Origin of the sequence: Pseudomonas sp. LTJR-52 (assembly GCF_003691465.1) — a bacterium.
Lineage (GTDB): Bacteria > Pseudomonadota > Gammaproteobacteria > Pseudomonadales > Pseudomonadaceae > Chryseomonas > Chryseomonas luteola.
In genome coordinates this window covers 3,435,040-3,449,100 of record NZ_CP033105.1, presented here as the reverse complement: position 1 = coordinate 3,449,100, position 14,061 = coordinate 3,435,040, and the positions used below count along the sequence as shown (strand labels likewise).

The window sequence follows — 14,061 nt, the reverse complement described above, 5'->3', positions numbered from 1 at the left end:
AGAACAGTATGCGTGCAAAAGGGCTGCGTTTTCAGCCGAGCGGCGGTAGCCGGGCCTCGTCGGTTCCGGTCGGCAAGAAACAGCGCCTGACCATTGAGAAGATGGCCAATGATGGCCGGGGTATCGCCTATCTCGAAGGTCGGACCTGGTTCGTTTCGGGTGCCTTGTCATCGGAAATGGTTGAGGCACGTGTGTTGTCTGCCAAAAGCCAGGTGGTTGAGGCGCGTGTGGAGCGGGTGCTTGAGCCTAGTGGCGAACGACGCCTGCCTTCGTGTGCCATGGCCGGTCGTTGCGGTGGCTGCACCTTGCAGCATATTCCGCATGAGGCTCAACTGGCCCTCAAGCAGCGTACGCTGGCCGAGCAACTACAGCGATTTGCCGGCGTGACGCCCAATGAATGGGCTGCGCCACTGCATGGCCCAGAGCTGGGCTATCGGCGTCGTGCACGCATCGCGGTGCGCTGGGATGCCAAGGCTCGCCGCCTGGATGTTGGATTTCGGGCGCTTGCCAGCCAGGATATCGTTCCGCTGGAGGCCTGTGGTGTGCTGGTCGAGCCATTGCAGCCTATCGCCAGAGCGCTACCGGCTTTACTTGTCGGGTTGGAGCAGCCACAAGCCATTGGTCACGTCGAGCTGTTTCAAGGGACGGCCTGCGCCATGCTGGTGCGTGCCACGCGTCCGCTCTCGCCGCGTGACAGCGATCATCTGCGCCATTTCTGCATGGAGCACTCGGTTCAGCTCTGGTGGCAGGCCGAAGGTGAGCCGTACCCCGACGAGCCCGAGGCAGCACTTAGCTACCAACTGGAGCCATGGAACCTGACGATTGCTTACCGTCCGGGTGATTTCGTACAGGTCAATGCATCAGTTAACGAAGCGATGATTGCACAGGCGCTCGACTGGCTTGCGCCGGAGCCGAATGAGCGGGTGCTCGATCTGTTTTGCGGACTTGGCAATTTCGCCCTGCCATTGGCGCAGCATGTGCATGCCGTGGTTGGCGTAGAAGGCGTTTCCGTCATGGCGGAGCGCGCGAGTGAAAATGCCCGGGCCAATGGCCTGGATAACGCGCACTTTTTCCAGGCAGACCTGTCGAAGCCGCTTATCGATGCGCCATGGTTTGGCCAGACCTTTTCATCCGTATTGCTGGACCCGCCACGTGATGGCGCGTTGGCCGTAGTGCAGCAGATGAAGCAACTGGGTGCACAGCGTGTGCTCTATGTGTCCTGTAATCCCGCTACATTGGCACGGGATGCAGGCGAACTGGTTCGTCAGGGGTATGTTCCTGTGCGGGCTGGAATCCTGGACATGTTCCCGCAGACGGCGCATGTCGAGGCGATGGTTTTGTTTGTAGCGAGGTAGGGGCAGGTCTAGCGAAAAGTAATGAATGAGGGTGAGTCCGGTGTGACTGTATTCGGGACTGTAATGGCCTTTTACATTCCGAGCACTCGCAGATCACCTGAATACGTGTTTTTTCGTTTAGCCTGAACCTCGCGTAATCGGCCAGTTGATGGCTGGACTTAAACGGCGCAATAAATAGCGCCGAGGAACGTAAGATGGTACAGGTCAGAGCGCATCAACCCGTCAATAATGATGGCAGCATCAACATCGAGGCATGGCTCGATCACGTCCAGAGCATGGACCCGAACTTCGAGCGTCAGGCCTTGCTGGAAGCATGCGAATTCGCTCGTGCGGCCGAAGCAGAGGCCGCACCCTCCGAACACTTGTGGGCTCCGGGTACCTCCAGTTTTCAGACGGGGCTGGAGATGGCGGAGATCCTGGCAGATCTCAAACTGGATCAGGACTCCCTTGTCGCCGCGCTGATCTACCGCGCCGTACGCGAGGGCAAGGCGAGCCTGGAAGAAGCTGGCAAGCGTTTCGGCCCGGTTGTGGCCAAGCTGATTGAAGGCGTGCTGCGCATGGCGGCGATCAGTGCCAGTCTCAATCCGCGGCAATCAATGGTGCTGGGCACCCAGGCCCAGGTGGATAACTTGCGCCGCATGCTGGTAGCCATGGTGGACGATGTCCGCGTGGCTTTGATCAAGCTTTCCGAGCGTACCTGTGCGATCCGGGCGGTCAAGAACGCCACGGATGAACGCCGCAACCGCGTCGCGCGTGAAGTGTTCGATATTTATGCACCGTTGGCGCATCGCCTCGGAATCGGCCACATCAAATGGGAGCTGGAGGATTTGTCCTTCCGCTACCTGGAGCCGATTCAGTACAAGCAGATTGCCACGTTGTTGCACGAGCGCCGGCTCGATCGCGAGCAGTACATTGCCGATGTCATGCAGCAGCTCAAGCAGGAGTTGGCTGCAACGGGCGTCAAGGCGGATATCAGCGGTCGTGCGAAGCATATCTACTCGATCTGGCGAAAAATGCAGAAAAAAGGTCTGGATTTCAGCCAGATCTACGACGTTCGTGCGGTTCGTGTGCTTGTTCCTGAAATCCGCGACTGTTATACCGCCCTGGGGATCGTCCACACCTTGTGGCGCCATATTCCCAAGGAATTTGACGACTATATTGCCAACCCCAAGGAAAACGGCTACCGCTCGTTGCATACGGCGGTGATCGGCCCTGAAGGCAAGGTGCTTGAGGTGCAGATCCGTACTCATGCCATGCATGAGGAGGCGGAGCTAGGGGTGTGCGCTCATTGGCGTTACAAGGGGACGGATGTCAAATCGGCATCCAGCCATTACGAAGAGAAAATCTCCTGGCTCCGGCAGGTGCTGGAATGGCACGAGGAGCTGGGTGATATCGGTGGCCTGGCCGAGCAGCTGCGGGTAGATATCGAACCTGACCGGGTCTATGTGTTTACACCGGATGGGCATGCTATCGATTTGCCCAAGGGCGCTACTCCACTCGATTTCGCCTATCGTGTGCACACTGAAATCGGGCATAACTGTCGGGGCGCCAAGATTAATGGCCGCATCGTGCCACTCAATTACACGCTGCAGACAGGTGAGCAGGTAGAAATCATTACCGGCAAGCAGGGTTCACCCAGTCGTGACTGGCTCAACCCGAACTTGGGCTATGTAATGACCTCGCGTGCCCGGGCCAAGATCGTTCACTGGTTCAAGTTCCAGGCCCGTGATCAGAATGTGGCTGCCGGGAAGGCCATGATCGATCGAGAGTTGCTTCGTCTGGCGCTACCGCCGGTGGACTACAACACGCTCGCCGAAAAGGTCAATTACAAGAATGCAGAGGATATGCAGGCTGCCCTGGGAGCAGGTGACCTGCGTCTTGCCCATGTCATGCATGCGGCTCAGCAGCTGGTCGAGCCAGAGAAGGAGACCGATCCACTTGATCTCCTGCAGCGCAAGCCGTCTCCGCACAAGTCGGGCAAGCGGGGCGATGTACAGATCAATGGTGTGGGCAATCTGCTGACTCAGATTGCCGGCTGCTGCCAACCGGTGCCGGGTGATCCTATTGTCGGCTACATCACGCTGGGCCGTGGCGTCACCATTCACCGTCAGGATTGCCAGAATGCGCTGCAGCTTTCCAGCCGTGAGCCCGAGCGTATCATTCAGGTCAGCTGGGGGCCGGTGCCTGTCCAAACCTATCCGGTGGATATCCTGGTCAAGGCCTACGACCGCCCGGGGCTGCTGCGTGACGTCTCGCAAGTGCTGCTCAACGAGCGCATCAACGTCTTGGCAGTCAACACGCGTTCCAACAAGGAAGAGAACACGGCCAACATGCTGCTTACCATCGAGATTCCTGGATTGGACGCGTTGGGAAGGCTCCTGGGGCGTGTCTCCCAGCTGCCCAACATCATAGAGGCCCGCCGTAATCGTGCCACCTGAGCCCCGCCGGAGCCGTGTATGACCATGAAAGGGTGAGCGTAAGCTCGCCCTTTTTATTGACCGTATTTCGATTGTAAGGACGACCTATGTATAGCCTCGACGATCTGCTTCATCTCATGGCCCGACTGCGTGATCCGCAGCATGGGTGCCCTTGGGATCTCAAACAGACCTACGCCAGCATCATCCCGCACACGCTCGAGGAGGCTTACGAGGTGGCCGATGCCATCGAGCAGGGCGACTATGCGCAGCTGCGTGATGAGTTGGGGGATTTGCTGTTTCAGATCGTCTACTACAGTCAGCTAGCCAAGGAAGAGCACCGGTTCCTGTTTGCAGACGTCGTGGACAGCATTACCCGCAAGCTCGTGCGGCGCCACCCGCATATATTCCCCGACGGCGATCTCTATGGCCCTCTGGATCAGCCCCGTCTGAGTGAAGAAGCCATCAAGCAGCGCTGGGAGGAAATCAAGGCGCAAGAGCGTGCCGAAAAGGCCGAGGCGCCAGAGCAGCTCTCTCTGCTGGATGACGTTCCTGCTGTGCTGCCAGCGCTGTCTCGTGCGGCCAAGCTACAGAAGCGTGCAGCTGGAGTAGGTTTTGACTGGCCGGCCGCAGAGCCCATCATCGACAAGCTGCACGAAGAGCTGAACGAAGTTATCGAGGCCATGGCCGAGCAGGATCATGAGCACATTACTGAAGAGGTTGGTGATCTGCTCTTTGTGGTGACCAACCTGGCCCGCCATCTCAAAGTCGATCCGGAAAATGCCTTGCGCGGTGCCAACAGCAAGTTCGAGCGGCGCTTCCGCTTTATCGAGCAGGCGTTGCGCGAGCAGGGTAAGCGTCCGGAAGCATGTGAGCTGGAAGAGCTTGATGCGTTATGGGATGCTGCCAAGGCGAAGGAGCGAGCGGCCAAAGCGCCCCGTTAAGCGCTTTGGCACAAGATAGATCAGCCGAAGATCCACTTCAACAGCAGGGCAAAGACCAGGATGGCCAGTACAGGCTTGAGGACCTTATATGCCTTGGGGTGGCGACGCTTGAAGCTGCGAACCATGCCACCAAAGGCGTCACCGAAGCGCTTGCTGAAGGCATAGGCCTGGTTGATACCGCCTACGCGTTCTCCATCAACGTTCTGAGGCGCAGTGGCGCTGCCCAGGAAATGGCTGACGCGACGGTTGATGGAGGTCAGCAGGCGCGAGCGGAGCGGACGTTCGATATCGCAGAACAGGATGACCCGAGTCTGCTCCGTTTCGTTCTTGACCCAATGCACGAAGGTCTCGTCGAACATGACGTCCTCACCATCCCGCCAGGCGTAAGGCTCGCCATCTACGTAGATCCGGCAGGCATCCGAATTGGGAGTCGAAAGTCCCAGATGGTAGCGTAGGGAGCCAGCGAAGGGATCACGGTGCGGGTTCAGATGGCTGCCGCCGGGCAGCAGCGCAAACATGGCACCTTTTACATTAGGGATGCGACTGACCAGCTCAACGGTCTTGGGGCAGAGCGTCTGGGCTGAAGGCAGCGGCTCGCCATACCAGGTCAGGTAAAAACGCTTCCAACCCTTCTTGAAGAAAGAGCCAAAGCCCGCATCGTTGTTTTTCTCGGCGGCGCGAATATAGCCTTCGTCGAACAGGTGCATGGCCTCTTCACGAATGACCTCCCAGTTGTCCTTGAGCACATCCAGTTCCGGGAAACGCTCACGATCAAGGTAAGGCTTGGAGGGTACGCTAGAGAACAGATACATCAGGGAATTGTAGGGCGCGAAGACCGCAGAATGATTGACCAGCTGACGCAGGAATGGCAGGCGTGAGCGGCCGCGCAGATGTACGAACAGTACGCTGGCAACGAATAGGGCAAGAATAATAAAGGTAATCATGGGGCTCGGCTTTTCAGGTTGAGCTGGTTAGCAGGCTAAGCATTTCAGCGGCGTAGTGTGCCAATATTAACGCGCTGACTGTATGGTGGTGATTATTTCACTCTATACCCATGCTTGCACTGCGCAAAATCAATGCACAGGATGGTTGGCGAACATTGACGATTCCGATTGTCGGCTGGCCTAGGGGCCGACCGTCCGGGTACTATGCGTCTTTTAACGTAACATGCCCGCCCGACGGGCTTTAGAACGAGTTGCACCCATGAGTATGTCTTTGCGCGACCAGCTCCTGAAGGCGGGTTTGGTCAACGAGAAACAAGCCAAGCAGGCTACCAAGCAAAAGCAGAAGCAAACCCGTATGGAGCACCGCGGGCAGGCTGAGAAGGATGAGTCCCAGAGACTGGCTGCCCAACAGGCCCAGGCTGAAAAGCTTGCCCGGGATCAGGAGCTTAATCGTCAACAGGAAGAAAAGAAGCGGCGCAAGGCTGAGCAGGCTCAGATCAAGCAGTTGATCGAAGGGAGTCGTCTGCCAAAGCTTGAAAGCGACGATTACTATAATTTCGTTGATGAGAAGAAGGTCAAGCGCGTCCCGGTCAATGCCTTGATGCGTGAGAAGTTGAGCAAGGGTAGCCTGGGGATCGTGCGACACGAAGGCCGTTATGATGTAGTACCCCGCGCAACGGCTGAGCGCATCCAGGAGCGTGACCCGCGTCGGGTCGTGCTGCTCAATGTGCAGAATGAAGCGCCAGATGCGGACGATCCATACGCGGCGTATCAGATTCCTGACGATCTGATGTGGTAATGCTTGAGTCCGGCCGCATAGGCGGCCGGATAACTTTTTACGCTAGGCAGACAAATACCGTATAGCGTCCCTCGATTTCCTCGAACGCGATCAGCCTATCATTCGAAGGCAGTGTCAGCGCCTTACCTTCGCTCAAGAGCAGCATGCCGTTATGCATGTGAACATTGCTCCAGGAAGCTGCTCGCCGCGACATACTCTACGTGCGCGCGAGGCCAAGCCTCATCTGTATGGAAAGACCTGCGTTAAGATAGCGGCCGTCTGGCTTGAGCTTTGATCGGCTCAAGACGAACGGTCAGCCATCATGAACAGGCGAAATATGGCGATCGAAGAGATGAGTTGGAGCAGACCAGACAGGCTCTGCAAAATGATTTGCAGAGCTGACGTATCGCTAAATTGACTGCTGATCCAGGCATCCAGCAGCCAGGCGGGTAGAAGCGTGATTAGGATCAGCGGCAGCAGGGTCAGGAAATGTCCGCGAGTCTTCTGGAAGCTTGCGCTCATGGCCTCCAGCGGGGCCATGCCACGCAGGACCAGCATGGGCTCGGCAAAGGCAAACTTCACCATGACCAGAAAACCCGGCACGATCATCAGCGAAAAGCCAAATACGACCAGCGAGGCAACCAGACCCGCCATGATGGCGAAGCGGGGCCATAGACGAAGGGCATGACCCCACAGCTCGGTAATTGGAGGCATATGGCCATGGCTACGGGCATTCAAGAACAGGATGAGTGAGCCGGTGTAGATCGGATAGAACATCACACCAACCAGCAGCTCCCAAAGGCCTCCTTCAGTGCCGAAGTGCTGAACCACCTGCCAGCGTGCCACGCTTTCTATGACCAGCCAGGGCAGGCAAAGGATCAGCAGCGAAACCAGGTGGCGGGAGAAAAAATACAGTGCATCGCGCAGGATATTAAAAGGCGTCATGACTCGCTTGTCCGATAAGAACGGAACGGCTTTTATCTGCCGTTTTCTGACAGGGTAAAACCGAGGCCTGACAGCAGCTGGGCTGTCGTCATGACGTCGGCATATTCTTGTTGCAGGTTGGACATGGCCATGGCGTGAACCTCTTCGGCGCTTCGGGGAGTGCCATAAAAGTCCGTCTTGGCAAAGGTGTAGCAGGCATCCTCCACTACACGCGTGGCAAACCCCAGGTTGCTGGCCGTCCGGGCAGTTGCTTCCACCGAATTCTCGCTGGCTACGCCGGTAATCACAACCTGCTTGATGCCGCGGGTATGTAGCCAGCGCTCAAGGCCGCTATGGATAAAGGCATCGGTAACGTTCTTCTCAAAGACCATTTCCTGGGGCAACGGGCACAAGCGCGGCTGAAACGCTGCCCCTAGCTGGCCCGGTGCGAAAACAGATTGCGGATCACGTGAGATATGACGCACATGAACGATCGGCCAGTGTTGTTCACGCCAGACCGTGAGCAGGGCCGCGATCCGCTGCTCAGCTTGGGGGTGGTTACGTGGTCCCAGCACGGGTGACTGGATACCTTGTTGCTGGTCAATGATCAGTAGGGCGGCGGGCTCTGTGGTCATGAAAGTGCTCTAGGATGGGGAACGGGAGACTGTACACGCCCTTGGTCGGTTGTCCATGTCTTGTAACAAACGCGAGGAACTTGCGCGTTTCGCAGGCCTTCTGAACACAAAGCCTACTTTCAGGAGAGCCTTATGAGCAATGCGTCAGATGGTCTGGGCGGACGTCGTAAATTTCTCATGTATGCCGGACAGGGTGCGGTAGCAGCCGGTGTGCTTGGTCTGGCCAGCAACAGTGCCTGGGCCCAGAATACGGCTGGCACTGCCCAGGCGGTGCCTACGGGCGGGGCGGGCCAGCCGGCGGAGCAGTTGCCCAAGCCCATTACACTGCCGCATATGCAGGAAGGCAAAAGCGACAAGACGGACATGCCGGTTCAATTGGGACGTGACCAGCGTGTCGGGGTTGCAGTTGTGGGCCTGGGAAGGCTGTCGCTTGAGGAGATCCTGCCAGCCTTTGCATCCTCCAAGCGATGCAAGGTGACCGCGCTGGTCAGCGGAGATCGCGAAAAGGCAATGCGTGTCGCCCAGATGTACAACGTGCCCGAAAGCGGTCTCTACAACTACCAGAGCTTTGATCAGATCCGTGATAACCCGGACGTGCATGTCGTCTATATCGTATTGCCCAACAGCATGCACCATGAGTTTACGCTGCGAGCCGCCAAGGCGGGCAAACATGTCCTGTGCGAGAAGCCCATGGCCAATTCCGTAAAGGAATGCCAGGAAATGATCGAGGCCTGCGCTCAGGCCAATCGGTTATTGATGGTGGCTTATCGCATTCAGTATGAGCCGCGTAACCGCCAGGTAATGGAGTGGCTACGCAACGGAACCGGGCTTGGTACTGTGAAGCTGCTGGAGATGGCGAACTGTCAGAATCAGTCCAAGGAAAATGTGAACCAATGGCGGCACAAGAAAGCCTTGGCCGGTGGTGGGGCCTTGCCGGATATAGGCCTGTATTGCCTGAACACCGCGCGCTTTCTGTTGGGCGAAGAGCCGGTCGAGGTGTTCGCCACGCAGTACAGCACGCCGGATGACCCGCGCTTCAAGGAAGTCGAGGAGGCCATGCTCTGGCAGATGCGATTCCCTAGTGGTGTACACGTGCAGTGCATGACCAGCTACTCCACATTCAATTCCAAACGCTATCGGGTCGTAGGAGACAAGGGATGGGTAGAAATGGACCCTGCGTTTTCCTACCGGAGCCTTCAGCTCAAGCGCAGTCAGGAGTCGCAGAGCACGACGGAGTTCGTCGCGCCGGTGGTGGAACAGATCAATGCTCCGGACAAGAACCAGTTTGCTATCGAGATGGACCATTTCGCCGAATGCGTCGTAACCGGCAAGAAGCCTTACACCCCAGGTGAGGAGGGGCTACAGGATCAGCGCATCATGGAAGCCTTGTATGAATCGGCGCGAACCGGTCGGCCTATAAAGCTGGATGAGGTCAAGCAGAAAGATGCCTTCCGCGGCACGCCGCCTAGCAAGGAGGTGTCGAGCTGAACCGAATCTGAATGGCTGCAGGGACAGGATTGAAATGTCCGGGACTGATCGGCATTTATAGAAGGCCGGTCCGCTGGTAGAAACCGACCTGCCAGCGGACCATAACTCGATATTCACGAACACCTGTGCAGGTCTACGGCGCCTGGGTTTTCGTTTCTTGGCCGTCTTCGGGAGGTCACATGCAATCTGAAGAGAAACAACTGATCGAAGGCCTGTTTACGCGCCTTAAGGATGCGGAGTCTCAAACCGCCAGCCGCGACGCTCAGGCTGAAGCTTATATTCAGGAACGCCTGCATCAACAGCCCGCCGCACCGTACTATATGGCTCAGGTCATCCTGGTTCAGGAGGCGGCACTCAAGCGTCTGGATCAGCGGGTACGCGATCTGGAAGCGCAGGTCACACAGATGCAGCAGAACAAGCCGAGCAGCGGTGGCTTTCTGTCCAACCTGTTTGGTGGCGGCTCCCAGCAGGAGCAATCGCGATCGCAGAGTCAGGCACAAGCTCAGGCACCTCGTGGTGGCTGGACCGACCCGGGCTCGCGTCAGGCGCCTTCCTATGGCCAGGCGCCTGGGTATGGTCAGCCTAATCCAGGGTATGGCTACAATGCCGCACCGGCTGCGCCCTCTCGAGCGGGTAGCTTTTTAGGGGGAGCAATGCAGACTGCGGTGGGGGTGGCTGGCGGTGTATTGCTGGCGGAAACTATTTCCAGCATGTTTCACGATTCCCAGCCGCAGGAAATCGTCAACATCATCAATGAAGAACCTGCGGCAGACTTGGCCAGCGATACTGGGGGCCAGGACAGTGGTTTGACGCCGGCCAGCGACGCTGGCGGCTATGATGATGGCTACGGTGGCGGCGGCTTCCAGCAAGCCGACTACGGAAGCGACGACAGTGGCTTTTTTGACAATGGTGGGGATGACGATCAGTTCATCTAATCGACCGTTCGAAAGCAAAGGCAGCCCAATTGGCTGCCTTTGTCGTTTCAAGTGACCTATTCTGTAAAAATGGCTTCAGGCCGGTGGTAGAGGAGCGTATCGGGGCGGAGTGACCCGGGCAGAAATGACCTTGATGTACGCGACGTTAGTCGATGGGAGTGTTGTGAAGAAGATTGCTGTGTTCGTCGATGTTCAGAATATCTATTACACGGTTCGCCATACGCATGGCTGCCACTTCAATTACGCGAACTTCCTAAAGGAAATTTCGCAACGGGGCGAACTGGTGTTTGCGTCAGCCTACGCTATCGAGCGAGGAGACAGCCGGCAACAACAGTTCCAGCAGATCCTGCGTAATCTGGGTTTTACGGTAAAGCTCAAACCCTATATTCAGCGCAGTGACGGCTCCGCCAAAGGCGATTGGGACGTAGGTATTACGATCGATGTGCTCGATGCTGCGCCCAAGGTCGATGAAATCGTCCTGGCTTCAGGAGACGGTGACTTTGACCTCCTGCTGGAGAAGGTCCGTGAATGTTACGGCGTTCATACCCGCGTCTATGGGGCTCCTGGTCTCACGGCGCATGCCTTGATCCGGGCAGCGGACGAATACGTCGTCATCGAGGACGGTTTGCTGTTGCGCTGAACATCAGGCGCGGCGGATGGATCGAGCGTCCTCGACTGCCGGATACAGTTTGGCTGGAGTCTGTCTTTCGAAAGGCGTCGATAGAATGATCGACGTCTTGCTCATGCCGTAGCGCATCAGCCGATCGATGAGCGCCTCCAGTTCGGCCATGTCTGCCACGGCTGCCCGCAGCACGATACAGGACTCACCCGTTACGCGATGGCAGGCGATAAGCTGCGGAATCGCGGCCAGCTCATCGAACAGTTTGTCGCTGCTGGTTTTGGTCAGTGTTACTGAAATCAGACATTCGATTGGTTGGCCAAGGGCTTTGAGATTGACCGACGCGTGATAGCCGGTAATGACACCGCTGGCTTCCAGTTTTGCGACACGTTCTGCTACCGCAGGAGCCGACAGATTAACTCGCCGCGCCAGGTCGGCAAACGAGGCTCTGCCATTTTCCAGTAAGGCATTGATGATCTGTCGGTCATAGTGATCCATATGTCCTCCTGTGACGGTTTGGAAACCGCGCCTGTTTTATCAAAAGACCTTTGAAACGAAGGCGGGGGGGCAGAAAAAACAAGCTTATCGCATTAACGCGCTTGCTTGCTCTTTCTAAACTAATAGTCTGGTTCGTAAGCTGCTGATTGACTCTGACCGTATTCAGGATTGCACGCTGCGCCTGGCCGAGAGGGCCGCTTCCTATAGCAAGGAGCCTGCTGCTTGAATACGTTTTCCGGTTCTTGATCACCTGTACGACTCAGCTACCAGGATTTCAACCATAAGAGTTGCCACCATGCCTGCCCGGGATAGCCGTTCGCTGTTGCTTTTGTTGTGTGCTTTTTTCGCGCTCTACGTTATTTGGGGCTCGACCTATCTGGTCATTCGCATCGGTGTTGAGTCGTGGCCGCCCTTGTTGATGGCCGGTTTACGTTTTCTGATTGCTGGCAGCCTGTTGTTTGTCTGGCAACTTTCCCGAGGAGCCCCCATGCCGACACGGCGTGAGTGGGTAGGTGGCGGCTTGGTCGGGTTTCTGCTGCTCAGTTGCGGAAATGGCGGTGTGACCCTGGCCGAACACTCGGGGGTTGCCTCTGGAGTGGCCGCGCTGGCCGTGGCTACGGTACCGCTCTTCACCTTGTGCTTTGGCCTGTTCTGGGGACAGCACAACACCCGGCTCGAATGGGCTGGGATTGGCTTGGGGTTCATTGGCATTCTGCTGCTGAACCTGGGCGAGAACATGCAGACGACCCCCTGGGGGCGGTGATTACCCTATTTGCAGCTGCCAGCTGGGCTTTCGGTTCAGTGTGGAGTCGTCATCTGCCACTGCCGGCAGGGCCAATGGCCAGTGCCGTCGAGATGATTGTGGGCGGAGGCATTCTATTCATTGGCAGCCGTCTCAGCGGTGAGCCGTTGACCACACCGTCGACCCTGGATGGCTGGTTGGCGTTGGGGTATCTCATCGTGTTTGGCTCGATCATCGCGTTCAGCTCCTACATGTATCTGCTAAAACATGTACGACCGGCCGCAGCGACCAGTTACGCCTATGTCAATCCGGTCGTGGCGGTGCTACTGGGGATTGTGTTTGCTGGGGAAAGGATAGGTCAGGCGGAATGGATGGCCATGATAGTAATCGTGGCGGCCGTGATACTGGTCGGGCTTCCACAGTGGCGGGCGAGAGGCAAGGCTCGCAAAGCGAACCTTGCCGAGGCGGAAGTCAAGCCGCAGGCTTGAGCACCACTTTGGTCCAGCCATCGTCCCGGGCATCGAAATGCTTATAGGCGTCCGGGGCCTGGTCCAGCTTGAGACTATGGGAGATGATCTTCGAGGGGGTGGCGCGTCCAGCATGAATCAGGGCGCTCAGGCGACGGTTGTAGGCCTTTACGTTGGCCTGACCTGTCCGAATCTGCTGACCCTTGAACCAGAACTGACCGAAGTCAAAGGCCATTTTGCCTTCCTTTGCCAGTTCATTCTGTGCGCCTGGGTCCTGCGGTATGAAAACACCCACTACGCCGATGCCTCCAGTCGCCTTGGTCGAGGCAACCAGATTATTCATGGTGAGGTGATTGGCTTCATGACCATGGCGGTCGCAGCATTGATAGCCCACACACTCGCAGCCGCGGTCCGTACCTCGGCCATTGGTCTTATTGAGAATCTGTTCGACCGCCTCGCCTTCTGCACCGTTGATGGCAATTGCTCCCAGGCGCTCGGCCAATGCGAGCCGGTCAGGGTGCGTGTCGACCACGAAGACCTGCGAAGCCCCTTTGATCATGGCCGAGTGAGCGGCCATCAGCCCTACAGGACCGGCCCCGTAGATGGCGACTGATTCGCCCGGTAAAAGGCCTGCCAGTTCGGTCGCATGCCAGCCGGTGGGAAAGATGTCGGAGAGCATGACGTAATCGTCCTCTTTCTCTTGGGCATCTTCGGGCAGTACCAGGCAGTTGAAGTCGGCGTAGGGAACGCGCAGCAGCTCAGCCTGGCCGCCTTCATAAGGGCCCATTTCCGCAAAGCCATATGCAGCACCCGCACTACCGGGGTTGGCGGTTAGACAGAATCCGGTCAGGCCTTTTTCGCAGTTCTCGCAAAAGCCGCAGCCGATGTTGAAGGGCAGGCATACATAATCACCGACCTTGACGCGATCAACACCCGAGCCGATTTCGACTACCTGACCCAGATTTTCGTGGCCCAGGATGCGGCCTTGTTCAAAACTGGTACGGCCTTCATACATGTGAAGGTCAGAGCCGCAGATGTTGGTAGTAGTGATACGCACCAGAGCATCTGTAGGTTTTTCGATCTTGGCATCGGTGACATTCTTGATGCTGACATCACGAGGGCCGTTATAAACGACAGCTTTCATGGAGTCTCCTTGCTGGATTGTTCGATATCTGGCTGTGCCAGTCGAATTCATCAGATCCTTGATCGGTAAGGCCATACATGAGGGTTACCGCCTGAGACGTCCAGGGCATCCTTTAAGAATTGGTCTACACGAATAGCTGAGCGTTCAAGAAAAGATCCATTAAAGCGGCGTATC

General features: G+C 57.1%; 12 protein-coding genes and 1 pseudogene. 8 read left to right on the top strand and 5 right to left on the bottom strand.

The genetic code is table 11. The features are described 5' to 3' along the window. Nucleotides 1-8 precede the first annotated feature (8 nt). From rlmD to mazG, 3 genes are all read left to right on the top strand, one after another. Nucleotides 9-1,355, top strand: a complete 1,347-nt coding sequence (gene rlmD / locus EAW52_RS16120; RefSeq protein WP_122043214.1) for a 23S rRNA (uracil(1939)-C(5))-methyltransferase RlmD — start codon at nt 9-11, stop codon at nt 1,353-1,355. Between the two features lie 194 nt (nt 1,356-1,549). Continuing rightward, on the top strand, nt 1,550-3,793 hold the full coding sequence (gene relA / locus EAW52_RS16115) for a GTP diphosphokinase (protein ID WP_010797458.1): 2,244 nt from the start codon (nt 1,550-1,552) through the stop codon (nt 3,791-3,793). Between the two features lie 86 nt (nt 3,794-3,879). Next, complete coding sequence (gene mazG, locus EAW52_RS16110) at nt 3,880-4,713, top strand: nucleoside triphosphate pyrophosphohydrolase (protein WP_074827801.1); 834 nt, start codon at nt 3,880-3,882, stop codon at nt 4,711-4,713. Nucleotides 4,714-4,733: 20 nt separating this feature from the next. On the opposite strand, the gene EAW52_RS16105 is transcribed toward mazG, so the two are convergent. Continuing rightward, nucleotides 4,734-5,657, bottom strand: coding sequence for an aspartyl/asparaginyl beta-hydroxylase domain-containing protein (locus EAW52_RS16105; RefSeq protein ID WP_122043213.1), 924 nt, complete (start codon nt 5,655-5,657; stop codon nt 4,734-4,736). Between the two features lie 259 nt (nt 5,658-5,916). On the opposite strand from EAW52_RS16105, the gene EAW52_RS16100 reads away from it, so the two are divergent. Next, nucleotides 5,917-6,456, top strand: coding sequence for a DUF2058 domain-containing protein (locus EAW52_RS16100; RefSeq protein ID WP_010797461.1), 540 nt, complete (start codon nt 5,917-5,919; stop codon nt 6,454-6,456). A gap of 279 nt (nt 6,457-6,735) precedes the next feature. Here the strand turns inward: EAW52_RS16100 and EAW52_RS16095 are convergent, their stop codons facing one another. Together EAW52_RS16095 and EAW52_RS16090 are read right to left on the bottom strand one after the other, a co-directional pair. After that, on the bottom strand, nt 6,736-7,380 hold the full coding sequence (locus tag EAW52_RS16095; protein WP_122043212.1) for a YciC family protein: 645 nt from the start codon (nt 7,378-7,380) through the stop codon (nt 6,736-6,738). Nucleotides 7,381-7,412: 32 nt separating this feature from the next. Further along, nucleotides 7,413-7,994: a cysteine hydrolase family protein gene (locus EAW52_RS16090; RefSeq protein ID WP_122043211.1), complete on the bottom strand. Its 582-nt coding sequence runs from the start codon at nt 7,992-7,994 to the stop codon at nt 7,413-7,415. A 132-nt stretch (nt 7,995-8,126) separates the two neighbouring features. On the opposite strand from EAW52_RS16090, the gene EAW52_RS16085 reads away from it, so the two are divergent. The 3 genes from EAW52_RS16085 (at nt 8,127) to EAW52_RS16075 (ending at nt 11,057) form a co-directional block, all read left to right on the top strand. Next, nucleotides 8,127-9,482 (top strand): Gfo/Idh/MocA family protein, encoded by a 1,356-nt coding sequence (locus EAW52_RS16085; RefSeq protein WP_122043210.1) that lies wholly within the window; start codon nt 8,127-8,129, stop codon nt 9,480-9,482. 179 nt (nt 9,483-9,661) lie between these two features. Then, nucleotides 9,662-10,417 carry a DUF2076 domain-containing protein gene (locus EAW52_RS16080; protein ID WP_122043209.1) on the top strand — a complete coding sequence of 252 codons (756 nt, stop codon included), beginning with the start codon at nt 9,662-9,664 and terminating at the stop codon, nt 10,415-10,417. A gap of 133 nt (nt 10,418-10,550) precedes the next feature. Continuing rightward, complete coding sequence (locus EAW52_RS16075; protein ID WP_112297893.1) at nt 10,551-11,057, top strand: NYN domain-containing protein; 507 nt, start codon at nt 10,551-10,553, stop codon at nt 11,055-11,057. A 3-nt stretch (nt 11,058-11,060) separates the two neighbouring features. Here EAW52_RS16075 and EAW52_RS16070 read toward each other — a convergent pair whose 3' ends face one another. Beyond that, on the bottom strand, nt 11,061-11,534 hold the full coding sequence (locus EAW52_RS16070; RefSeq protein WP_074827783.1) for an Lrp/AsnC family transcriptional regulator: 474 nt from the start codon (nt 11,532-11,534) through the stop codon (nt 11,061-11,063). Between the two features lie 295 nt (nt 11,535-11,829). On the opposite strand from EAW52_RS16070, the pseudogene yedA reads away from it, so the two are divergent. Then, nucleotides 11,830-12,764: pseudogene (gene yedA, locus EAW52_RS16065) on the top strand (drug/metabolite exporter YedA). Here yedA and EAW52_RS16060 read toward each other — a convergent pair. Beyond that, on the bottom strand, nt 12,748-13,887 hold the full coding sequence (locus EAW52_RS16060; protein ID WP_074827779.1) for a glutathione-independent formaldehyde dehydrogenase: 1,140 nt from the start codon (nt 13,885-13,887) through the stop codon (nt 12,748-12,750). The pseudogene yedA and the gene EAW52_RS16060 overlap by 17 nt on opposite strands. Between the last annotated feature and the right edge of the window lie 174 nt (nt 13,888-14,061).